The organism is Allobosea sp. NPDC055332 (genome assembly GCF_053645455.1).
The window spans coordinates 785,560-808,012 of the sequence record NZ_JBSHMO010000004.1 but is presented as its reverse complement, the minus strand read 5'-3'; the positions used below and the strand labels follow the sequence as shown (position 1 = coordinate 808,012).

Below are 22,453 nucleotides of genomic sequence, written 5' to 3'. Positions count from 1 at the left end.
TGGCGCACTGCGAGAATCTGCCGATCCCGCGCCAATCCATTCCTCCCGATAGGCCGCCTTGAAGCAGCTTTCAGGGAAAGCTAGCAGCCGGAAACGTTTGCGCAAACGTTTTGTATGCAAGTATTGGAGCCATCGCCATGTCTTGCGGTCATGGCAACGGGTGCAGGGCCCAGAGCTGGTGTGGCACCGTCAGGAATTGCGTTAGGATGTGCCGATCAGCCAATCGGCGTCGCAGGCGATGGCGGTCCGCTGGAACCGCACCGCGAACGCCTCCTCAAAGGCCCGGCCGGCAGCGATCGCCGACGCCGTCCCGTCGGCGACGACGCGGCCGGCATCCATCACGACGATGCGATCGCAGAAGCGCGCCGCCAGATCGAGGTCATGCATGATCACCACGACCACCGCATGCTGCGCCAACGCTTGCAGCCGCCGCACCAGGTCGAGCCGGTGGCGGATGTCGAGGCTCGCGCCGGGCTCGTCGGCCAGGACGATGGTGGGGCGTGAGGCGATGGTGGCGGCGAGCATGGTGCGCGCCCTCTCGCCGCCCGACAAGGCGCTCCAGCGCCGCCCTGCCAGCTCAGTCAGCCCGTGCTCGGCGAGAAGGTCTGCCACCGACCGGGGAACGGGGGAACGCCCTGCCCCGAGCGCGACGATCTCGGCGACCGAATAGTTCCAGGCCGGCTCAAGCTGCTGCGGGAGATAGCCGCCTGCAGCTCCACGCTCCGCCGCAGACCAGCCAGCGAGATCTCTTCCATGCCAGAGGACCTGCCCTGCACCGGGATGACGATAACCGGCCAATATGCGCAGCAAGGTTGACTTGCCGGCGCCGTTGGGGCCGACGAGCCCGGTCAGTGTGCCGCAGGCGAAGCTCAGCGAGATATCGTCGAGCAGGCGCTTGCCAGCGGCTTCGGCCCTGATGGAGCGGCACTCGATTCCGCTCATGCCCTGAGCCTCCGCGCCAGCAGCAGCAGAAAGAACGGCCCGCCGAACAGCGCCGTGATCAGCCCGAGCGGCACTTCGGCCGGCGGCAGCACGGCGCGCGCGATGCCGTCGCAGGTGCAGACGATCGCGGCGCCGATCAGCGCGCTGGCCGGTAACATCGCGGCATGGCGCGGCCCGGCCCACCAGCGTGCCAAATGCGGCGCGATCAGCCCGACGAAGGCGACGAGCCCGCCATAGGCCACCGCGGCGGCGACGATGCCGGCGCCGACGAGCACCGCGATCCTGACGAAACGCGCCGGATCGAGTCCGAAGGCAAACGCCTGCTCTTCACCCATGCCGAGCAGGTCGAGCCCGCGCGCCAGCCGCAAGGACAGGGCCAGCGCAGCAACGACCAGCCCGGCGAGCAATAGCAAACCGGCCACGTCCGGCGTCTGGATGCCGCCGAGCGTCCAGCTCAGCACGACCTGGAGGTTCACCGTGTCGTCGGAGAGCGCCAGCATCAGGAAAGAACGCAACGCCCCCAGCATCGCAGCGACGGCGACGCCGGCGAGCAGCAGCCCGGCCGTGTCCGGCCGCCCGTGCAGGCCGGCGATGGCGAGCACCAGCCAGGTCGCGCCCCAGGCCCCGAGGAAGGAAAGACCCGCGAGCGCCGGTCCGGCCGGCAGGCCGAGCGGCACCAGCAGCGCAACCGTGGCGCCGATCGCGGCTCCGCCGGACGAGCCGAGCAGATAAGGCTCGGCCAGCGGGTTGCGGAACACGCCCTGGAAGATCGCGCCGCCGAGGCCAAGCAGCGCCCCGACGAGCGCCGCCGCCAGCACACGTGGCAGGCGCCAGACCATCAGGAGCTGGCTCTGCAGCGAGGTATCGCCGGACATCGCAGCAAATAGCCGTGCCGGCGACGCCCAGTCATGGCCCGCCATTGCACCGAAGGCGAGCGCGAGCAGAAGGGCGAGCGGCAGGAGCAGTACACGCTTCATCAAATGCGAGCCCGCCGCAGCAGCGCCGCCAGCTTCTCGATGCCATCGACCGTGCGCGGCCCCGGGATCAGGAATTCGGCGCGGGCGACGAGATGCGCATTGCCGCTGCAGATCGCCCGCAGCAGCCGCCAGCCGGGCTGGGCGACCAGCGCCTCGAGCTCGTCCTTGCGGCCGGCGAAGAGCAGGATGTCGGGATCGGCCGCGATCACCGCCTCGGGCGAGACCTGCGCGACGATGCTGCGCTCCAGCGCATGGCGCCCGCCGGCCTTGACCATGGCGTCGCCGGTATAGCTATCGGCGCGTGCAACCAGCACCAGCCCGTTGCCGAGGCGGCCGGTGATCATGACCATGCGCGGCCGTCTGGTGGGCGCAGCGGCTTCGACCGAGGCGAGCCGGTCCTCGAGCGCCTTTGCGACGGCTTCGCCGCGTTCGGGTTGTCCCGTCGCCCGGCCGACCAGGCGCAGATTGGCCATGACTTCGCCGACGCTGCGACTGAGCAGCACGATAACGGGGATGCCAAGCCGGGTCATCGGTTCGATCAGCTGGTGCATCGCCTGGCGCGAGGGCGTCACGATCAGCAGATCCGGCCGCTGCGCGACGATGGCATCGACCGAGAAGCCGAGCCGCCCGCCGACCTGCGGCCGGTCGAGGACCTCCGGCGGATAGCGCGTATAGGCCTCGATGCCGACGACGCGACCCGACAGGCCGAGAGCCGCCACAAGCTCGGTGTTGGAGGCGAAGATCGGCACGATGCGCTCGGGCGCCCTGGCGATCTCGACCTGCCTGCCGACAGCGTCCGTCAGCCGGATCGGTTCTGCCGTTGCCGCAGACCAGGACGCGGCAAGCACCATCAAAGCCAGGCTGAGCAGTCGCAGGCGCTTCATCGGGCCGTCAGAACCTTGCCTGCAGGCCGGCCTGCACTTCGAGCCCCGGCATCGAGGTGCCGTAGCCGCCATTGGCAAAGCGGGAGTCGAGCTTGTAGGGCTTCTTGTCCAGGCCGATGAAGATCGGGTGCTCGTTCTTGTTGAACAGGTTGTTGACCAGCGCGAACAGCTTCACGCCCTTGGCGATCTCGACCTCGCCGCGCACGTTCCACACCCAGAATGGCGCCTTGCGGTGGATGAACTCGCGGAAGGGCTCCGCCGTCGCGACCAGGTTCTCCTCGGTGTTGTACCAGATCGGCCCGCGCAGGATGCCCTGCACCTGGATCGACCAGTCATACTGGCCGCCGCTCTGGCCGAAACGGGTGCCGATCGCCGCCTGGTACTTGTACATCCGCTCGACATTGTCGGTGTTGGCGGTAACGGCGGCGCCCTTGTCCTTCATGTCGAAATTATAGGCGCCGTTGGCGAAGACCGACCAGCGCCAGCGCGTATCCTCGAAGCGGGCCAGCTTCAGCAGGTCGCCGTCGAGCTGCAGTTCGAGGCCGCGCACGACGACATCGCCACTGTTGTTGGCGTAGTCCGAAGTATTGGCGACGCCAGGCCGGAGCTGCGTGATGATGCGGTCCGAGATGACATTCTGGAACAGCGCCGTATCGACACGCCAGCCGACACCGAGATAGGTGGCGCCGACCTCGACCTGCCGGCTCGTCTCGGGCTTCAGCGACGGGTTGCCGAAGATGCGCCCGCCGCCGAGCGTGTTGAAGTCCGCGGCGAGTTCGGTCGCGGTCGGAGCACGGAAGCCGGTGGCGTAGCCGACCCGGAAGCTGAGCTGCTCAGTCGCCTTGAAGGTCGCACCGGTCGAGTAGGTCGTCGCCTGATAGTCGACCTCGCGCGGCTGCTGGCCGGCGAGGTTCGGCGTATACTCGAAGCTGGTCGTGCCGAAGCTGCGGCGGATGCCGCCGCGCAGGGTCAGCCGGTCGTCGAACAGCTTCTGCGAATCCTCGACATAGATGGCGTTGACGGTCTCCGACTGGTTGTTGTCCTGCGGCGAGACCGGGGCGAGCGGATTGCCAGGCACGCCGATGCGATCGCGGGTGGACCGCAGCGTGCTGCGCTCCCAGTCCCAGCCGGCGAGGATCTCGTTGCCCTGCCAGAGCGTCGCCCGCGGCTGGAAGCGGGTACCGACGATGTCGAGCTGGCGGCGGTTGTAGTCGGCAGCAGTGCCCGGCGCCGGCAGGCCGGTGCCGCCGCGGATCACCGGCGAGGCCCAGCGGAAATTGTCGACGTCCTGCACGGCATAGCCCTGCAGCAGCCAGCGCACCTGCCCGCCCGGAAGCTGGCCGTTGTAGCTGATGTCGAACGAGTTGTTGTAGCGATCCTCCTGGCTGATCGTGTTGGCGCCGGAGCCGCGGAAGCCGACATCGTAGATGCCGTCGGTACGCAGCATCAGGTCGACGCGATGGTCGGAGTTGATCTGCAGGCCGAGCGCGCCGGTGAGCCCGAAGCGCTTCCAGCCGGTATTGGCCATCGTGGTACCGCCGCGCCCGGAATGGTAGTCGTCGCGGCTGCCGCCGGAGATGCCGGCATACCAGTCGATGCTGTCATAGAGGCCGCCGGTCTGGGCCTTGCCCTGCAACAGCCCCCAGGAGCCGCCTGCCGCCTCGATCATCGTGCCCGGCGCGGTGCGGCCGGTCTTCAGGATGATATTGATCACGCCGCCGATGTTCTGGCTGCCATAGATCACCGAGGATGGGCCGCGCACGACCTCGACGCGCTCGACATCGGCCGGCGAGAGCTTGGAGAGATTGGCGGTGCCGGCGCGCCTGCCGTTGATCAGCACCAGCACCTGGCTGCGGAAATCCTTGCCCTGGCCGTCGCTGGCGCCGCCGCGGATGTTGATCGAGGTCTGCGCCGGCGTCCATTCACTGAAGAAGCCGACGGCGTTCTCGGCAAGCAGGTCGGTCAGCGATTTCGCCGAGGAGTGCTCGATCTTCTCGCGCTCGATCACCTGGACGGTGCCGGGGATCTGGCTGCGCAGCTCGGGCCGGCCGGTGGCGGTGACGACGAGTTCGTCAAGCTTGATCTCGGCCTGAGCGAAGGCCGGCACCGTCAGCAGCAGGAAGGGAAGCGCGACGGCGGCAAGATGGCGGGCAGTCATGACAGGGTCCAGACGAGGATGGCCGAGCGGCGATGGCAGGAGAGGCACAGGCCGCCTTCGGTCGGCACAGCCTGCTTGCTGAGATGGGCGATGAGCTCGGGCCGGCGCGGATCACCCGGCACCCAGCCGAGCCGGTCCGCCTGGAAGGCGGCGAATGCCGGCAGGTCGGAGAGCACGAGCGAGAAGGTCCAGTCGATCGCATCCATCCGGTCGGGCTGGCTGCCCCCCAGCTTCGGCAGGACAAGGTCGATGCCGGGCGTCTCGTCCTCGCCATGCCATTCGCGCGGCAGGCAGGCGGCGAGGATCAAGCCTTTCGGAGCCTTCTGCGCCGGTACCGCCCAGATGACCTGGCGGCGCGCCCATGTCCGGCAGCGCGCGAGAAAGGTGAGCGGGTCGTGGAAGTAGCCGGGCATCGTCGCTGCCAACACCGTGTCGGCAGCCTCGCAGACGACGCGCTCGTCATCCCAACCGAACGGAATGACGCGGGGCCGCCGTTCATGCACAGCAAGCCGCGCCTGCATTACCGGCGACGGCTCGATCGCCGTCCAGGCGCGGCCGGGTTCGAGGAGCGCCGAGCCGAGCTGGCCGCCCCCGGCCCCGACATCGACGAGGTCGCCAATGTCCAAAGCCAGGCGGCGAATGAGCGGCGCCACGCGCACCGCATAATCCGAGGTGTCGATCGCGCTGGCGTAGAGCGCGAGGGGGTCGAGCGGACTGTTGTCTCGCCCGGCGGAGACAGGGAAAGCAGAGGTCATGCCGTGCCTATGAATGATATGTTATATCATTACAATAGATCATGCCCGTAAAAGGCACGGCCTGCCCTGTTCGAGACCAGGCCTCGCAGCCTGCGCTTATATGCATCGTCACCGTCGTCAGCCCCTCGCTATGCGGGACAGGGCTGCTCGGGAGCGCGGCAATGACGGCGGCGGAAGCGGCCGAAGATGCCAGCGATCCGCCGGACACCCCGCCCGCGCGACATCAATACGCCGTCGGGGCAGGTCTCCTGGCTCGCGGATCAGCGCTTCCGACCGTCTTCCCAGCGCGTGAACGCCAGTGACGTTGTGGTCGGAAACTCACCGCTTACAGTTGCGGGGGCAGCTCCGGATTGGGCGCGAACGCCGCACCGGATTCCCTCTTAGCTTCGGATCGCTCCGAAGACCTCGACGCGCGTCAACCTATATGGCGGGATTGTGGCGTCAACCCGCAACGCTGGCATCGCCGCGCAGGCTGTGGATGGCCGTCATGGGCACAGCGGAAACCGCCAGCTATCGGCCAACCGCAAGCCCTCAGATCACCTTCGCCCGCAATGTGGCGGTGACGATCTCGGTCACAACCACCACCGCGAAGATCACGACGAGCACGAGCCCGACCTGGTCCCAGTAGAGATTGTCCATCGCGGCCTGCAGGGCGACGCCGAGGCCGCCGGCGCCGACCAAGCCGAGCACGGCGCTCTCACGCACATTGATGTCCCAGCGGAACAGGCTGACGGCGAGGAAAGCCGGCTTCACCTGCGGCCAGAAGCCCTTGAGCAGGACGGAGCGCCGCGGTGCCCCGGCGGCTCGCAGCGCCTCGATCGGGCCGGGCTTGGCCTCCTCGATCGCCTCGGCCAGGAATTTTCCGGTGAAGCCGATCGAGTGGACCGCGACCGCCAGCACGCCGGCGAGCGCGCCGGGGCCGAAGACGGCGACGAAGAACAGCGCCCAGACCAGCGTATGCACCGAGCGCGTCGCGACCAGGATGAAGCGGCCGAGCGTGTTGACCCAGGCCGAGGAGGAGATGTTGCGGGCGCACATCAGCGCGACCGGCGTCGCCAGCAGGATCGCCAGGATCGTGCCGAGCGTTGCGGTGTGCAGCGTCTCGATCAGCGCCTGCTGCACGGTCTTGGGGAAGTAAGCCCAGTCGATCGGCCACATCCTCGCAAAGAGGTCGACCGTCTGCGCCGGCGCGTCGTAGAGGAATTCGGGGATCACCTCGATGGTCTGCAGCGACCAACCGAGCGCCAACGCAGCGGCCGCCCAGAAGGCGAGACGCATGCTGCGCTCGGCCGTGGTGAAACGGTGCCAGACCGGGCCGGAGGCGCCCTGCTTGACCTCGCCGCTCGGAGCCTCGTCCTGATAGACCCGGCGCATGAAGGCGGAGAGGATCTCGCCGGCCATTACCGCCAGGATGATCGCGATGATGATGGTCAGCACGAAGTCGTAGTCGAAGCGCTGGAAGGCGGTGAAGAGGGTGGCGCCGATGCCACCGCCGCCGACCAGGCCGACCAGGGCGGAATTGCGCAGGTTCGAATCGAGCTGGTAGGCGGCAAAGCCGATGAAGCGCGGCAGCACCTGCGGCACCACGCCCATGGTGACGACCGACAGGAAGGGCGAGCCGGCGGCGCGTAGCGCCTCGATCGGCTTCATCGACATCTCTTCGATCGCCTCGGCGATCAGCTTGGCGATGAAGCCGATGGTCGCGACGATCAGCGCCAGGATGCCGGCGAGCGCGCCGAAGCCGACCGCCTTGACGAAGAGGATGGCGACGATGACCGGGTGGAAAGTCCGGCAGAGCGCGATCAGCCCACGCGCCAGGATCGTCACCGGCAGCGGCATCAGGTTGCGCGCGGCGCAGAGGCCGACCGGCAACGCGAGCAGCACGCCGGCGCCGGTCGCGATGATCGCGATCTGCAGCGATTCCAGCATGCCCTGCGCGAGCAGCTGCATCTTGTCGTGCGCCAGGTTCGGCGGGAACATGCGGCCGAGGAAGCGCGCGCCATTGCCGAGGCCCTGGACGAAGCGCTCCCAGCGGATGTCGACGATCCCCGCCGCATAGATCACATAGGCAACGAACAGCAGTGCGCCGAAGCGCAGCGGCCAGTTCGGCGGGAAGGCGCGGCTGCGCAAGCTGGTGCCAGCGCTGACAGGAGCGGCGCTCATTCCATCCAGCCTTCGCCGCCATAGATCTCGGCGAGATGGCTGTCCCGCAGCCCGGCCGGCGGGCCGTCATAGATCACGAGGCCCTTGGACATGCCGATCATCCGCAGCGCATAGCGGCGGGCCAGCGCCACGTTGTGGATGTTGACCAGCACGGGGATATTGCGCTCGCGCCCGACCTTGGCGAGCAGTTCCATGATCTCGACCGAGGTCTTGGGATCGAGCGAGGAGGTCGGCTCGTCGGCGAGGATGAGATCGGGCTCCTGCATCACCGCGCGGGCAATGCCGACGCGCTGGCGCTGGCCGCCGGAGAGCTGGTCGGCGCGGCGGGTGGCGAAATCGCCGAGGCCGACCGATTCCAGCAGCGCGAAGGCGCGCGCGATGTCCGCCTCGGGGAAGCGCCGCGTCCAGGCACGCCAGACCGGGACATAGCCGAGCCGGCCGCAAAGCACGTTCTCGATCACCGTCAATCGCTCGACCAAGTTGTATTCCTGGAAGACCATGCCGAGGCGCCGGCGCGCAGCCCTGAGAGGCTCGCCTTGCAGCTTCGCCAGATCGGTTCCGCCGAGCATGATCGAGCCGGAGGTCGGGTCGACCAGCCGGTTAATGCAACGGATCAGCGTCGACTTGCCGGTGCCGGAGGGGCCGATGATCGCGACGATGCCGGGCTCGGAGACACTCAGTGAGATGTCGCGCAGGACCGGCTGACCCTTGCGGTACTCCTTGACGAGGTTGCGGATGACGAGCGCCCGGCCATGGCCGGGCGCCTCTGCTGCGGGGAGCGCGCTCATGAGCTTGCTATGGCTTTCGTGTCAGGGAGCCTTGGCCGGCGCGGGCTGCTGCGCCTTCTTCTTGGCAAGCTCGTCGGCCTCGCGCTTGGCCTCGGTGTCATAGGCCGACTTGTTGTAGGGCGTGCCCGACTTCTCGGCGACGTCGCGCACGACCGCCCAGTCCTTCTGGTAGGTGATCGGCAGGAAGCGGTCGTCGCCGTTGAACTCCTTGGTCATCTCCGGCGTGAAGCGGAAGGAGAAGAAGCAGTCGGTCAGCTTCTTGGCGAGCTCGGGCTTGAGGTCGTGCGCATGGGCGAATGACGAGGTCGGGAAGATCGCGCTGCGATAGATCTCGCGCGTGTCGTCCTTCTTGATCGTGCCGCGTACGATCATGCGCTCATAGACGTCACCGGCCACGGCGCCCATGTCGTAGTCGCCAGAGACCACGCCGAGGATCGACTTGTCGTGGCCGCCCGACATCAGCGGCTTGTAGTCCTTGTCGGCCTCGAGCCCATGCTCGGGAAAGAGCACGCGCGGGGCGAGATTGCCCGAATTGGATGAGGGTGAGGTGTGCGCGACCTTCTTGCCCTTGAGGTCGGCGAGCTTCTGGTAGGGACTGTCCTTCTTCACCACGGCGACGAGATTGTAGCCGCGCACGCCCGCGGCCGAGCCCTTGGCGGCGAACGGGATTGCGCCGGCGAGGTTGACGGCAAAGCCCGTCGGGCCGGTCGAGAAGCCGGCGAAGTGCAGGCGGCCGGAGCGCATGGCCTCGATCTCGGCCGAGTTCGACTGCACGGGGTAATAGACGATGCGCTTGCCGGTGCAGGCGGCGAGATGGTCGGTCAGCGGCTTGAAGATGTTGGCGTAGACGGCGGGGTCCTCGACCGGCGTATAGGCCCAGACCAGCGCCGACGGATCCTTCTGCTTCGAGGCGTCGGTCGGCACGTCGGCGACCAGGTCCTTGTTGGCGTCGCAATACATCGTGTCGAGCTGGCCGCGATTGGGGCAGGCGTCCTGCGCCTGCGCCGCCCCAGTGAGACCGAGGCCCAGCAGCAGCGAGGTCGTGGCGGTTAGGCAAGTCAGCATCTTGGTCATAGTCGGCGTCTCTCCCGGTCGATCTTGATTATGAGCTGGCTATAGTATGTGACACGGAACTGTCATATTCCAGCCGCGTGCAGCGCCAAGTCTTACGACTAAAGTTGCGTTATCCACCGCAATAGCCGGCCTGATCGCAGTCCGGATGGCGGGACGGGCAGCTTCACGACCTTTCTTGTACCGCGGCGCGATGCTGTCCGCTGGAAAGACGCAGCGACGGATTCTGCAAGAAGACTCCGGCTCTTGGATCGGTCCGGACGGGGGTCCGCCTGTTCGTGGCCGCCGCTTACTCAAAAAGAGAGCCGGCTCAGCGCTCGGTTGGGTATTGCCGGTAAAGGAACGGCCTCTCACCAGTTCGTCCGGCAGGCGGCAGAGAGCGGGATGGCACGCTTGTGCTTTTTGTGACAGTTTTGCGACAACGGCGATCCGGATTCCCGGACTTGCCCTCCGCGGACCTCGACGTCGGCGGATGAAGAACGACCAAGGGAGGACTGGATGTTTACACGCAGGATCGCGCTCGTCTCGGCGCTGGGATTGGCTTTGGCCGCCACGGTCGCCCAGGCGCAGGCGCCGTCGGGCAAGGTCACGGTGGTGACCTCGTTCTCGAAGGACGTCACCGACCCGATCAAGAAGGCGTTCGAGAAGGCGGTGCCGGGCGTCACCCTCGAAGTCCAGAACCGCAACACCAATGCCGGCGTGAAATATGTCGAAGAGACCAAGGCCAACAACCAGGTCGACCTGTTCTGGGCCTCGGCGCCCGACGCCTTCGAGGTGCTGAAGGGCAAGCAGTTGCTCTCAGCCTACAAGCCCAAGGCGACCGGCATCCCCGACAAGATCGGCTCCTATCCGATCAACGACCCGGCCGGCTTCTATTTCGGCTTCGCGGCATCCGGCTACGGCATCATGTGGAACGAGCGCTATGCCAAGGCCAACAAGCTGCCCGAGCCCAAGGACTGGCAGGACCTCGCCAAGCCCGTCTTCTACGACCATGTCTCGATCGCTTCGCCTGCCCGTTCCGGGACGACGCATCTGACGGTCGAGACCATCCTGCAGGGCGAAGGCTGGGAGAAGGGCTGGCGGACGCTGAAGGAGATGTCGGGCAATTTCCGCTCGATCACCGAGCGCTCTTTCGGTGTGCCGGAGGCGGTCAATTCCGGCCAGGTCGGCGTCGGCATCGTCATCGACTTCTTCGCCTTCTCGGCCCAGGCCTCTGGCTTCCCGGTCAAGTTCGTCTATCCGACGGTGACCACGGTCGTTCCCGCCAATGTCGGCATCATCGCCAATCCGCCGAACAAGGCGGCGGCCGAGGCCTTCATCGAGTTCCTGCTCTCGCCGGCGGGCCAGGAGGTGCTGCTCGAGCCCGGCATCCGCCGCCTGCCGGTCAACCCCGCCGTCTACGCCAAGGCCGGGGCCGACTATCCCAACCCCTTCACCGATCCGCGCTTCCAGAAGATGATCGGCTTCGACGTCGACAAGTCGGAGGCCCGCACCGCCGTGGTCGACACGCTGTTCGACCAGCTGATCTCCTTCCAGCTCGACGCGCTGAAGGGTGTCACCAAGACGCTGCACGAGGTCGATGCCGCGCTCGCCAAGAAGCCCAACGCCCAGGCGAAGGCGCTCGCCGACGAGGCCCGCACCCTGATCGCCGCCTTGCCGGTCACCGAGGCGCAAGCCGCGAGCCCCGAGCTGCGCGGCGCCTTCACCGGCGGCAAGGAGAAGGGCGCGCGCCAAGCCGAGGTCGAGGCGCAATGGGCGAGCTTCGCCCGCGATAACTACGCCAAGGCCAAGGCCAAGGCCGAGGAGGCGCTGAAGGCGGCCCGCTGAGCAGGCTCACACCGTCATGCTCGCCCTTGTGGCGAGCATCCACGTCTTGAACGCGGCATTCGATCAGCTGCGCGAAGACGTGGATGGTCGAGACAAGCCCGACCATGACGGAAGAGGTCGATCGACATGACATCGCGAGCCCAAAGCCGATGACCGCCGTCCCCACGACCCCCTCCCGCGCCCGCGCGTTCTCCGCCACGCCCGGCCAGATCGCGCTGGCGCTCGCCATCGCGGCCTTTCTGCTCGTCTTCCTGGTGCTGCCGGTGGCGACGGTGATCTATGTCGCCTTCACCGAGAAGGGCACCTCGACCTTCACGCTGGTCAATTTCTACGACTTCGTCCGCACCGAGCTGTTCATGCGCTCGCTGTGGAACTCGTTCTACGTCTCGGCGATGTCGGTGGTCTGGGCCTCGGTACTGGCGCTGCCGCTCGCCTATCTCACCACGCGCTTCGCCTTTCGCGGCGCCGCGATCGTGCAGACGCTCGGCTTCCTGCCGCTGATCATGCCGCCTTTCGTCGGCGCCGTGGCGATGCAGCTCTTCTTCGGCCGCAACGGCTCGATCAACCTGCTGCTCGACGACTGGCTCGGCTTCAAGATCGACTTCATGGAGGGGCTGAACGGCGTCATCTTCGTCCAGTCGCTCCACTATTTCCCGTTCATCCTGATCAACCTCTCGGCGGCGCTGCGCAATATCGACCGCGCCATGGAGGAGGCCGCCCAGAACCTCGGCTCCTCCGGCTTCCGCCTGTTCCGGCGCATCGTCTTCCCGCTGGCGCTGCCGGGCTATCTCGCCGGGGCCTCGCTGGTCTTCGTCAAGGTCTTCGACGATCTCGCCACGCCGCTGCTGCTCAACGTCAAGGACATGCTGGCGCCGCAGGCTTATCTGCGGGTGACCTCGATCGGCATCGCCGACCCGATGGGTTACGTGATCTCGGTCGTGCTGATTGTCGCCTCGGTGCTGGCGATGTGGCTCTCGGCGCTGGCGCTGAAGGGGCGCGACTACGCCACGACCCAACGTGGCGGCGGCGGGCTCGCCCAGCGGGTCATGCGACCGCACGAGGCTATCCTCGGCTATGGCGTCGTCATCCTGATCCTGGCGCTGGTGCTGGCGCCGCATCTGGCACTGCTGCTGCTCTCCTTCGCGACGATCTGGTCGTTCTCGCCGCTGCCCGACGGCTTTACGGTTGCCCACTATGGCCGCGTCTTCGGCGAGAGCTCGCTCTACATCAAGAACACGCTGATCTATGCCGCGCTCGCCGGCGGCATCGACGTCGTGCTCGGCGTCGCCATCGCCTATCTCGTGCTGCGCACCAAGCTGATCGGCCGCGAATGGCTCGACTGGATGGCGACAGCCGCGCTCGCGATCCCCGGCGTCGTGCTCGGCATCGGCTATCTCAGGACCTTCTACGGCATCACCTTGCCGGACGGGACGCCGCTCGCCGCGCTCTGGATCACCATCGTGCTGGCGCTGGCGATCCGCCGCCTGCCTTATGCCTTGCGGGCGTGCCATGCCGCGCTTCAGCAGATTTCGGTCTCGCTGGAAGAAGCGGCCGAGAATCTCGGTGCGACCAAGGCCCGCACGGTACGCCGCATCGTCGTGCCCTTGATGACCGGCGGCATCCTCGCCGGCTTCGTCACTTCCTTCGCGACCGCGGCGGTCGAGCTCTCCGCAACGCTGATGCTGGTTCAGTCCAACTCGGACGCACCGCTGGCCTATGGCCTCTACGTCTTCATGCAGTCGGCCGCCGGGCGCGGGCCAGGCGCGGCGCTTGGCGTCGTCGCGGTCGTGCTCGTCGCCGCCTGCACCTTCCTCTCGCACCTCATCGTTGAACGCAGCCAGAAGGCCAAGGGAATGGGCCACTGACATGAACGCAAACGTCTCCCTGACCACGCCGGCCGTCTCGGTCGCGATCGAGGGCGTCAACCTGTCCTATGGCGACAACCATGTGCTGAAGGACGTGAACCTTGCGATCGAGCCGGGCGAGTTCTTCGCCTTTCTCGGCCCGTCCGGCTGCGGCAAGACCACCCTGCTCAGGCTGATCGCTGGCTTCAACCATGCCGACACCGGCCGCGTCGCGATCGGCGGACAGGACATCTCCGGCCTGCCGCCATGGAAGCGCGACGTCGGCATGGTCTTCCAGTCTTATGCGCTCTGGCCGCATATGAGTGTTCGCCGCAACGTCGCCTTCGGCCTGGAGGAGCGCGGCGTGAAGCGCGCCGAGATCGAGCGGAGGGTCGAGGCGGCGCTCGGCCTCGTCGGGCTCGTACATCTCGCCGAGCGCCGGCCCTCGCAGCTCTCCGGCGGCCAGCAGCAGCGTGTCGCCGTGGCGCGCACCGTCGCGGTCGAGCCCAAGGTGCTGCTGCTCGACGAGCCGCTCTCCAATCTCGACGCCAAGATGCGGGTACAGGTCCGGCGCGAACTACGCGACCTGCAGCAGCGGCTCGGCCTGACCACGATCTTCGTCACCCATGACCAGGAGGAGGCGAATTCGATCTGCGACCGCATCGCCGTGATGAATGACGGCATCGTCCAGCAGGTCGGCACGCCGATGGAGCTCTATGAGCGGCCCGCCAACCTCTTCGTCGCCGGTTTCCTCGGCACAGCCAATATCCTGAAGGGACGCGTCGTCGGCGGCGGCGCGGAGCGCAGCTTCGAGATCGAGGGAGGGACGAGAATCCCGATCGACCAGGGCTCCGCGATTCCCGATGGCGCCACCCTCGTCTTCCGCCCCCAGCACGCCAGCCTCGTCGAGGCGGGCTTGCCAGGGGACGATGCACTCAGCCTGCCTTGCGTGATTGCCAACCGCGAGTTCCTCGGTGCGAGCATTCGCTACGGAGCGCGCATCGGCGCCACCGAAGTGGCCGTCGACATGCCATTCCAGTCCGGCCGCGAGCTGTTCGAGGTCGGCGGCCAGGTCGCGCTGAAGCTATCGCCGCGGGGGCTGCATTGGCTGTCGGCATGACCGGCAAGCGGGGACATCGCCGGAGGCCCCGCGCAGCGCATGGGGTCTCCGGCTGAAATCAGCGCCTATCGAAAGAGCGCCAGCGACTTGCTGAGCGTGATCCAGACGCCCCAGGCGAGCGGCAGGCCGACAAAGGCCCAGGCGAGAAGCGCCGGCCCGTTGAATCCGCCCTTGCCGATGCCGAAGGAGCCATATTGGACGGTGGCGTTGGCGCTCGCCGTCCTGGCCTGCAGGGCTGCGACCTCCGCGTCCTTCATGAACCATTTGGCCGCGACCGGGCGGACCAGCAGGTTGCAGATGAAGCCGAGCACGAGCATGCCGGCGAGGATATAGAGCGTGCGGTCATAGACCTGCGCCCGCGGCACGCCGGCTGCGATCTGCGCCTCGCGGATGTAGTTGACCACGACGGGGCCGACGATGCCGGCGGTCGACCAGGCCGTCAGCAGCCGGCCATGGATCGCGCCGACGAACTGCGTGCCGAACATATCGGCGAGATAGGCCGGCACCGTCGCGAAGCCGCCGCCATACATCGACAGGATGATGCAGAAGAAGGCGACGAAGAGCGCGAGCGAACCGGCGTGTGCCGCCCAGGGCGAGAGCCCATACATCAGGATACCGAGCCCGAAGAAGGTGGCGTAGGTCAGCTTGCGCCCGAGCTTGTCCGAGAGCGAGGCCCAGAAGAAGCGGCCGACGATGTTGAACAGCGAGAGCAGGCCGACGAAGGCGGCGGCGATCGTCGCGATCTGCTTCTTCTGCTCGGCGTCGAGTGCGGCAAAGCCGATCTCGGGCTTGCCGATCAGCGAGCCCGCGAAGATTTCCTGCAGCATCGGCGAGGCCATGCCGATGACGCCGATGCCGGCCGAGACGTTGAGGCAGAGCACCGCCCAGATCAGCCAGAACTGCGGCGTCTTGTGCGCATCCTTGAGATGGACATGGCCGGAGGTGATCATCGCGTTCTGCGTCGCCGGCGGGGTCCAGCCTTCCGGGCGCCAGCCCGCGGGCGGGATACGGTAGCCGAAGGTGCCGGCCATCATGAAGACGAAATAGATCAGCGCCATCACGACGAAGGTCTGCCAGACGCCGACCGAGGTCGGGGTCTTGAAGGAATTCATCAGGATGTCGGCGAGCGGCGAGCCGATCATGGCACCGCCGCCGAAGCCCATGATCGCCATCCCGGTCGCCATGCCGCGCCGGTCGGGGAACCATTTCACCAGCGTGGAGACCGGCGAGATGTAGCCGAGGCCGAGGCCGATGCCGCCGATCACGCCGGAGCCGAGCCACATCAGCCAGAGCTGGTGGGTGTAGATGCCGAAGGCCGAGATCAGGAGGCCGCCGCACCAGCACAGCGTCGAGACGAAGGCGGCCTTGCGCGGCCCGACGCGCTCAAGCCAGCCGCCCCAGATCGCGGCGGAGGAACCGAGCAGCACGAAGAACAGCGTGTACATCCAGCCGAGATCGGCGACCTTCCAGTCGCAGCTGGTGGTAAACAGCGAGGCGATCAGCCCGACATCGGCGGCGCAAGCGACCGGCTTGGTCACGCCAATCGCCTGGCTGAGCGGCAGCCAGAACACCGAGAAGCCATAAGCCATGCCGATGCACAGATGGATACAGAGCGCGGCCGGCGGCACGAGCCAGCGGTTGAATCCGGCCTTGGCGATGATCCTCTCGCGGTCGAGCAGCCCTATGCCGGGGGCTGCCTCGCCGATCCCTTGTGCAATGCTCATCCCTCGTTCCCTTTCCCCAAAGCGCTGCCGATCGCGCCGGGACAGGGTCCCGGCCCGCTGCAAAGCTGTTCGCGACGATTTCGGCTGCCGCGGCCGTCTACCCGCTTGGCGCGGGCCTTATCTTGGCGCGCACCTGCCGCACGAGCGGCGACAGCGCTGACGCATCCTTCGCGAAGCCGGCGCGGAACTCCTCGCGCATGCGCTTCGTCCAGAACTGGTTGATGTGGTCGGCGATCGCAGCGACCGCCTGCTCGTCCGGATAGGCTTTGAAGAACTCGCCGATCTGGTTGGCCATCAGGGCGAGCTTGGCGAGGTGCTCCCGCGCATGGTCTTCGGTCATCGCTTCGCAGCCCTCAGCCTCGATCATCGCGCCGCGCTCTCCACGCTGTCGGCGAGGCGTCCGGCGAAGACGGTCGCGGAGTCGGAACGCGCGATGCAGACCAATGTCAGGCCGAGCGCATTCGCCCGCTCGATCGCCAGCGAGGTCGGCGCCGAGATCGAGACCAGCGTGCCCGCCCCGAAGATCGCCGCCTTCTCGACCATCTCGAAGGAGGCTCGGCTGGTGACCAGCACGAAGCCATCGCTCGCATCATGACCAGCGCGCAGCCGGACACCGATGAGCTTGTCGAGGGCGTTGTGGCGGCCGACATCCTCGCGCACCGCCAGGATCGCGCCGCTGCGATCGCACCAGGCGGCAGCGTGGACCGAACGGGTGAGGCGGTTGAGCTGCTGGTGCTGGTCCAGCCCGCCTAGCGCCCTGGCAATCGCCTCCGCAGTGATCGGGTCACCGGTTTTGCCACAGGCCTGCGCAGTCGGCAGGTCGGTCAGGGTCTCGACGCCGCACAGGCCGCAGGCGGTACGGCCGGACAGGTTTCGCCGGCGCGCGAGATGCTCGCGGAAACGGCCCGGCGCCAGCTCGACGGTCGCGATGATGCCCTCATCCTGCGGCGCAACCACGATCGACCTGATCTCGTCGACGCCACGGATGATGCCCTCGGTCAGGGAGAAGCCGGCGACGAAATCCTCCAGATCGGACGGCGTGGTCATCATCACCGCATAGGGCATGTTGCCGTAGACGATGTTGACCGGCGCCTCGACCGCGACCTCGGCGCTGGCGTCCAGGGCCGCTGCAGTTATGCCGAAGCGCACGGTCCGGACCGCGACCGCGTGGCTCGCCGGCGGCTGGGCGGGCGGGCTATTCCGCGGCATCAGGCAAGCGTCCCGCGATCAGGCGCAGCGAGACATCCTGCTCGCGGTTGCGCTCCTGCCATTCGGAATAATAGTTCGTTCTGCGAACCTCGACCGCCGTGACCTTGTATTCCGGGCAGTTCGTCGCCCAGTCCGAATAGTCGGTAGTGATGACGTTGGCGCCGGTCTGGGCATGGTGGAAGGTGGTGTAGACCACGCCGGGCTGGACCCGCTCGGTGATCTCGGCGCGCAGCGAGATGTCGCCAGAGCGGCTGGCGAGCGCGACGAGGTCGCCGTCCTTGATGCCGCGGCTCTCGGCGTCGAAGGGGTGGATCTCCAGCACGTCCTCGTCATGCCAGGCCTGGTTCTCGGTCCGCCGCGTCTGCGCGCCGACATTGTATTGCGAGAGGATACGGCCGGTGGTCAGGATCAGCGGATAGCGCGGGCCGGTGCGCTCCTGCGTCGGCACGTACTCGGTGATCATGAACTTGCCCTTGCCGCGCACGAACCGGTCGACATGCATCAAGGGCGTGCCGGTCGGGGCCTTGTCGTTGCAGGGCCACTGCACCGAGCCGAGCTGCTCGAGCTTGTCATAGGAAACCCCGGCGAAGCTCGGCGTCAGCCTGGCGATCTCGTCCATGATCTCGCTGGGATGGCCGTAGGCCATCTCGTAGCCGAGCGCCTGAGAGAGGTCGATCGTCGCCTGCCATTCCGATTTGCCGGAAAGCGGCGCCATCACCTGGCGGACACGGTTGATGCGGCGCTCGGCATTGGTGAAGGTGCCGTCCTTCTCCAGGAAGGAGGAGCCCGGCAGGAAGACATGGGCGTATTTCGCCGTCTCGTTCAGGAAGAGGTCCTGGATGACGACGCATTCCATCGCGGCAAGACCCGCCGTGACGTGCTGGGTGTTCGGATCGGACTGGGCGATGTCCTCGCCCTGGACATAGAGCCCCTTGAAGCTGCCGCCGACGGCCTCATCCAGCATGTTCGGGATGCGCAGCCCCTGCTCGGCATCGAGCGGCACGCCCCACATCATCTCGAAGACCTGCCGGGTCGCGTCATCTGCGACATGGCGATAGCCGGAGAACTCGTGCGGGAAGGAGCCCATGTCGCAGGAGCCCTGGACATTGTTCTGCCCGCGCAGCGGATTGATGCCGACGCCGTCGCGGCCAATATTGCCGGTCGCCATGGCGAGGTTCGCCATCGCCATCACCGTGGTCGAGCCCTGGCTGTGCTCGGTGACGCCGAGGCCGTAATAGATCGCGCCATTGCCCCCTCGGGCGTAGAGCCGCGCCGCCGCTCGCACATCGGCCGCCGGCACGCCGGTGAACGCCTCGCTCGCCTCAGGCGAGTTGCGCTCCTCGGCGACGAAACGGGCCCAGTGCTCGAAATCGGCGAGGTCGCAGCGCTCGCGGACATAGTCTTCTGCGATCAGGCCTTCGGTCACCACGACATGGGAGATCGCGTTGAGCAGGGCGACATTGGTGCCCGGCTTCAACTGCAGATGATAGTCCGCCTTGATGTGCGGCGACTTGACGAGGTCGATCCGGCGCGGATCGGCGACGATGAGCCGCGCACCCTGGCGCAGCCGCTTCTTCATCCTGGAGGCGAAGACCGGGTGGCCATCGGTCGGATTCGCGCCGATGACGATGATCACGTCGGATTTGGCGACCGACTTGAAGTCCTGCGTGCCGGCCGAGGTGCCGAGCGTCGTCTTCAGGCCATAGCCGGTCGGCGAATGGCAGACGCGGGCGCAGGTATCGACATTGTTGTTGCGGAAAGCGGCGCGCACCAGCTTCTGGACGAGGAAGACCTCCTCATTGGTGCAGCGTGACGAGGTGATGGCGCCGACCGACTCGCGGCCGTACTTGGCCTGGATACGCCTGAACTCGCTGGCGGCGTAGTTGATCGCCTCCTCCCAGGAGACCTCGCGCCAGGGATCGGTGATCTTCTCGCGGATCATCGGCTTGGTCATGCGGTCTTCATGGGTCGCATAGCCCCAGGCGAAGCGGCCCTTGACGCAGCTATGGCCCTCGTTCGCCTTGCCGTCCTTGTAGGGCACCATGCGGACGACGCGGTCGCCCTGCATCTCGGCCTTGAACGAGCAGCCAACGCCGCAATAGGCGCAAGTGGTGACCTTGGAATGCTCGGGCTGGCCGAGCTCGATCACCTTGTTCTCCATCAGCGTCGCGGTCGGGCAGGCCTGGACGCAGGCGCCGCAGGAGACGCATTCCGAGCCGAGGAAATCGGTCGGCCCCGCGGCGACGCGCGAGTCGAAGCCGCGGCCGGTGATCGTCAGGGCGAAAGTGCCTTGCACCTCGGCGCAGGCGCGCACGCAGCGATTGCAAACGATGCACTTGGTCGGGTCGTAAGTGAAATAGGGATTCGACGTATCCTTGGGCAGCCAGTTCTCGTTGGCATAGCCTTCGGAGGTCGCCGGCTTGACGTGGTTCTCGCCATCATAGCCGTAGCGGACCTCGCGCAGGCCGACGCTGCCCGCCATATCCTGCAGTTCGCAATCGCCATTGGCCGAACAGGTCAGACAGTCGAGCGGGTGGTCGGAGATGTAGAGCTCCATCACGCCCTTGCGCAGGGAGGACAGGTTCTCCGACTGGGTGCGCACGATCATGCCGTCCTCGGCCGGGGTCGTGCATGACGAGGGCGTGCCGCGCCGTCCCTCGATCTCGACCAGGCAGAGCCGGCACGAGCCGAAAGGCTCGAGCGAATCTGTGGCACAGAGCTTGGGGATCTTGGTGCCCAGGCTCATCGCCGCCGCCATCACCGAGGTGCCGGCCGGGACGGTGACGCTCTCGCCGTCGATCGTCAGCGTCACCGTCTTCTCGGCGAGCCGGATCGGCGTTCCGAAATCGATCTCCTTGATCAGGCTCATCGATGTCTCCTCACTCGGCCGCGAGCGGCAGCTTAGGCGCCGGCGGGCGGTCGAAATCCTCGAAGAAATGGTTGAGCGCGCTCGTCACCGGCATCGGGGTGAGGCCGCCCATGGCGCAGAGCGAGGCGTCGGTCATCAGCTTGTTGAGATCGCGCAGCACGGCGAGGTTCTTCGGCCGTTCGGTACCCGCAATGATCCTGTCGACCAATTCGACACCGCGCGTCGCGCCGATGCGGCAGGGCGTGCACTTGCCGCAGCTTTCCTTGGCGCAGAACTCGAAAGCGAAGCGGGCCTGCCTCGCCATGTCGACGCTGTCGTCGAAGACGACGATGCCGCCATGGCCGAGCATTGCCCGGATGCCGGCCAGCGCCTCGTAGTCCATCGGCGTGTCGAGTTGCTTTTCGGTCAGATAGGCACCGAGCGGCCCGCCGACCTGCACCGCCCGGATCGGCCGGCCCGAGAGCGTGCCGCCGCCCAGATCCTCGATGATCTCGCGCAACGAGATGCCGAAGGCGAGCTCGATCAGCCCGCCCCGCCTGACATTGCCGCCGAGCTGGACCGGCAGCGTGCCGCGGGAGCGGCCCATGCCGTAATCGGCATAAGCCTTGGCTCCATGCGTCAGGATCCAGGGCACCGCGGCGAAGGAGAGCACGTTGTTGACGATGGTCGGCTTGCCGAACAGCCCCTGCAGAGCCGGGATCGGCGGCTTGGCCCGGACGATGGCGCGCTTGCCTTCGAGGCTCTCCAGCAGCGAGGTCTCCTCGCCGCAAATATAGGCGCCGGCGCCGAGCCGTACCTCGAGCTCGAAGGCCTTGCCCGAGCCGAGCACGGACGCACCGAGCACGCCGGCATTGCGCGCCTTAAGGATCGCCCGCTGCAGCGCCTTGTGGGCGTGCGGGTATTCCGAGCGCAGATAGATGTAGCCTTTGGTCGCGCCGACCGCGATCGCGGCGATCGCCATGCCCTCGATCAGCAGGAAGGGGTCGCCCTCCATCAGCATCCGGTCGGCGAAGGTGCCGCTATCGCCCTCGTCGGCATTGCAGACGATGTATTTCTGCTCCGCCTTTGCGTCGTGGACTGTCTTCCACTTGATCCCGGTCGGGAAGCCGGCGCCGCCGCGACCGCGCAGGCCGGACTCCCGGACTTCCTCGACAATCTGGGCTCCGGTAAGCGACAGCGCCTTCTCCAGGCCCTTCAATCCGTCATGGGCGCGGTAATCGGTGAGCGAGAGCGGATCGGTGACGCCAACGCGCTCGAAGGTCAGGCGTTGCTGGCGCTTCAGCCAGTCGAGCTCATGGACCGGACCGAGGCGCAGGCTATGTGCGCCACCGCTCTGGAAACCGGCCTCGAACAGTGCGGCGACATCCCTGGCCGCGACCGGCCCATAGGCGATGCGCCCTTCCGGCGTCTCGACCTCGACCATCGGCTCGAGCCAGAGCATGCCGCGCGAGCCGTTGCGGATGATCTCGGCGGCGATGCCGCGCGCCTGTGCCTCCGTCGCGATGGCCTGCGCCACGGCCTCGGCACCGACCGAGAGGGCGGCGGCGTCGATCGGGACGTAGATGCGGACCGCTTCGCTCATTGGTGCGCTCCGCACAGCGCCGCGATACGGTCGGCATCGACCCGGCCGATCAATTCGCCCTCGATCAGGGCAGAGGGGCCGAGCGCGCAATTGCCCAGGCAATAGACCGTCTCGACCACCGCATCGCGGCTGCCGCCGTGCTCATCGACGACGATGCCGTGCTCGCGCGCCAGTTCGTCGACGACCGTGTCGCAGCCGAGCGCCTGGCAGGCTTCGGCCCGGCAGAGCTTGACGATTTTGCGCGGTGGCGGTGCGGTGCGGAAGTCGTGATAGAAGGTGATGGTGCCGTGCACATCCGCCCGCGACAGGTTGAGCGCGTCGGCGATCAGCGGCACAGCCTTCGGATCGACATAGCCGAACTCCTCCTGCAGCGCGTGGAGGATTGGCAGTGTCGCTCCTTCGAGATGCGAAAGGCCCGCAATGATCAAGCGAGCGCCGTCTTCGTCCCAGGCCGGGTATGCCGCCATGTCTCCTCCGTCCCCAGCCGGTTCGGCTCTCGATTGGAGGAATTGAGAACTAAGCTTGGAACAGCTTCAAATC

Annotated in this window: 17 protein-coding genes and 1 riboswitch; of the genes, 3 read left to right on the top strand and 14 right to left on the bottom strand. The window is 67.0% G+C overall.

All coding sequences use genetic code 11. The features are described from left to right. Window positions 1-201 precede the first annotated feature (201 nt). The 8 genes from ACWIGM_RS25375 to phnD all read right to left on the bottom strand — a co-directional run bounded on the left by ACWIGM_RS25375 (window position 202) and on the right by phnD (window position 9,741). Entirely contained in the window at window positions 202-942 is a 741-nt protein-coding gene (locus ACWIGM_RS25375; RefSeq protein ID WP_454028736.1) for an ABC transporter ATP-binding protein, read from the bottom strand. Beyond that, window positions 939-1,919 (bottom strand): FecCD family ABC transporter permease, encoded by a 981-nt coding sequence (locus tag ACWIGM_RS25370; protein WP_454028735.1) that lies wholly within the window; start codon window positions 1,917-1,919, stop codon window positions 939-941. Before ACWIGM_RS25370 ends, ACWIGM_RS25375 begins: the two co-directional genes overlap by 4 nt. Beyond that, entirely contained in the window at window positions 1,919-2,803 is an 885-nt protein-coding gene (locus ACWIGM_RS25365; protein ID WP_454028734.1) for an ABC transporter substrate-binding protein, read from the bottom strand. The genes ACWIGM_RS25370 and ACWIGM_RS25365 overlap by 1 nt, the downstream gene beginning before the upstream one ends. A gap of 7 nt (window positions 2,804-2,810) precedes the next feature. Continuing rightward, window positions 2,811-4,961 (bottom strand): TonB-dependent receptor, encoded by a 2,151-nt coding sequence (locus tag ACWIGM_RS25360; RefSeq protein WP_454028733.1) that lies wholly within the window; start codon window positions 4,959-4,961, stop codon window positions 2,811-2,813. Next, entirely contained in the window at window positions 4,958-5,716 is a 759-nt protein-coding gene (locus ACWIGM_RS25355; protein WP_454028732.1) for a class I SAM-dependent methyltransferase, read from the bottom strand. The genes ACWIGM_RS25360 and ACWIGM_RS25355 overlap by 4 nt, the downstream gene beginning before the upstream one ends. A 221-nt stretch (window positions 5,717-5,937) precedes the next feature. After that, a riboswitch (cobalamin riboswitch) is annotated at window positions 5,938-6,140 on the bottom strand. Between the two features lie 107 nt (window positions 6,141-6,247). Further along, window positions 6,248-7,879, bottom strand: coding sequence for a phosphonate ABC transporter, permease protein PhnE (gene phnE / locus ACWIGM_RS25350; RefSeq protein WP_454028731.1), 1,632 nt, complete (start codon window positions 7,877-7,879; stop codon window positions 6,248-6,250). After that, complete coding sequence (gene phnC / locus ACWIGM_RS25345; protein ID WP_454028730.1) at window positions 7,876-8,667, bottom strand: phosphonate ABC transporter ATP-binding protein; 792 nt, start codon at window positions 8,665-8,667, stop codon at window positions 7,876-7,878. The genes phnE and phnC overlap by 4 nt, the downstream gene beginning before the upstream one ends. Window positions 8,668-8,688: 21 nt before the next feature. Next, window positions 8,689-9,741: a phosphate/phosphite/phosphonate ABC transporter substrate-binding protein gene (gene phnD, locus ACWIGM_RS25340; RefSeq protein ID WP_454028729.1), complete on the bottom strand. Its 1,053-nt coding sequence runs from the start codon at window positions 9,739-9,741 to the stop codon at window positions 8,689-8,691. Between the two features lie 495 nt (window positions 9,742-10,236). On the opposite strand from phnD, the gene ACWIGM_RS25335 reads away from it, so the two are divergent. The 3 genes from ACWIGM_RS25335 to ACWIGM_RS25325 all read left to right on the top strand — a co-directional run bounded on the left by ACWIGM_RS25335 (window position 10,237) and on the right by ACWIGM_RS25325 (window position 14,529). Then, complete coding sequence (locus ACWIGM_RS25335) at window positions 10,237-11,565, top strand: ABC transporter substrate-binding protein (RefSeq protein WP_454028728.1); 1,329 nt, start codon at window positions 10,237-10,239, stop codon at window positions 11,563-11,565. 149 nt (window positions 11,566-11,714) lie between these two features. Beyond that, window positions 11,715-13,430, top strand: coding sequence for an ABC transporter permease (locus ACWIGM_RS25330; RefSeq protein ID WP_454028765.1), 1,716 nt, complete (start codon window positions 11,715-11,717; stop codon window positions 13,428-13,430). Between the two features lies 1 nt (window position 13,431). Beyond that, window positions 13,432-14,529 carry an ABC transporter ATP-binding protein gene (locus tag ACWIGM_RS25325; protein WP_454028727.1) on the top strand — a complete coding sequence of 366 codons (1,098 nt, stop codon included), beginning with the start codon at window positions 13,432-13,434 and terminating at the stop codon, window positions 14,527-14,529. 65 nt (window positions 14,530-14,594) lie between these two features. Here the strand turns inward: ACWIGM_RS25325 and ACWIGM_RS25320 are convergent, their stop codons facing one another. From ACWIGM_RS25320 to ACWIGM_RS25295, 6 genes are all read right to left on the bottom strand, one after another. After that, window positions 14,595-16,253 (bottom strand): OFA family MFS transporter, encoded by a 1,659-nt coding sequence (locus ACWIGM_RS25320; protein WP_454028726.1) that lies wholly within the window; start codon window positions 16,251-16,253, stop codon window positions 14,595-14,597. Window positions 16,254-16,350: 97 nt separating this feature from the next. Then, the gene (locus tag ACWIGM_RS25315; RefSeq protein WP_454028725.1) at window positions 16,351-16,620 is read right to left on the bottom strand and encodes a formate dehydrogenase subunit delta; all 270 of its coding nucleotides are present in this window, start codon (window positions 16,618-16,620) and stop codon (window positions 16,351-16,353) included. Continuing rightward, entirely contained in the window at window positions 16,617-17,462 is an 846-nt protein-coding gene (fdhD, locus tag ACWIGM_RS25310; RefSeq protein WP_454028724.1) for a formate dehydrogenase accessory sulfurtransferase FdhD, read from the bottom strand. Before fdhD ends, ACWIGM_RS25315 begins: the two co-directional genes overlap by 4 nt. Continuing rightward, complete coding sequence (gene fdhF / locus ACWIGM_RS25305) at window positions 17,449-20,331, bottom strand: formate dehydrogenase subunit alpha (RefSeq protein WP_454028723.1); 2,883 nt, start codon at window positions 20,329-20,331, stop codon at window positions 17,449-17,451. Before fdhF ends, fdhD begins: the two co-directional genes overlap by 14 nt. Before the next feature lie 10 nt (window positions 20,332-20,341). After that, on the bottom strand, window positions 20,342-21,913 hold the full coding sequence (locus ACWIGM_RS25300; RefSeq protein WP_454028722.1) for a formate dehydrogenase beta subunit: 1,572 nt from the start codon (window positions 21,911-21,913) through the stop codon (window positions 20,342-20,344). Next, the gene (locus ACWIGM_RS25295) at window positions 21,910-22,380 is read right to left on the bottom strand and encodes an NAD(P)H-dependent oxidoreductase subunit E (RefSeq protein WP_454028721.1); all 471 of its coding nucleotides are present in this window, start codon (window positions 22,378-22,380) and stop codon (window positions 21,910-21,912) included. Before ACWIGM_RS25295 ends, ACWIGM_RS25300 begins: the two co-directional genes overlap by 4 nt. Window positions 22,381-22,453: the final 73 nt, after the last annotated feature.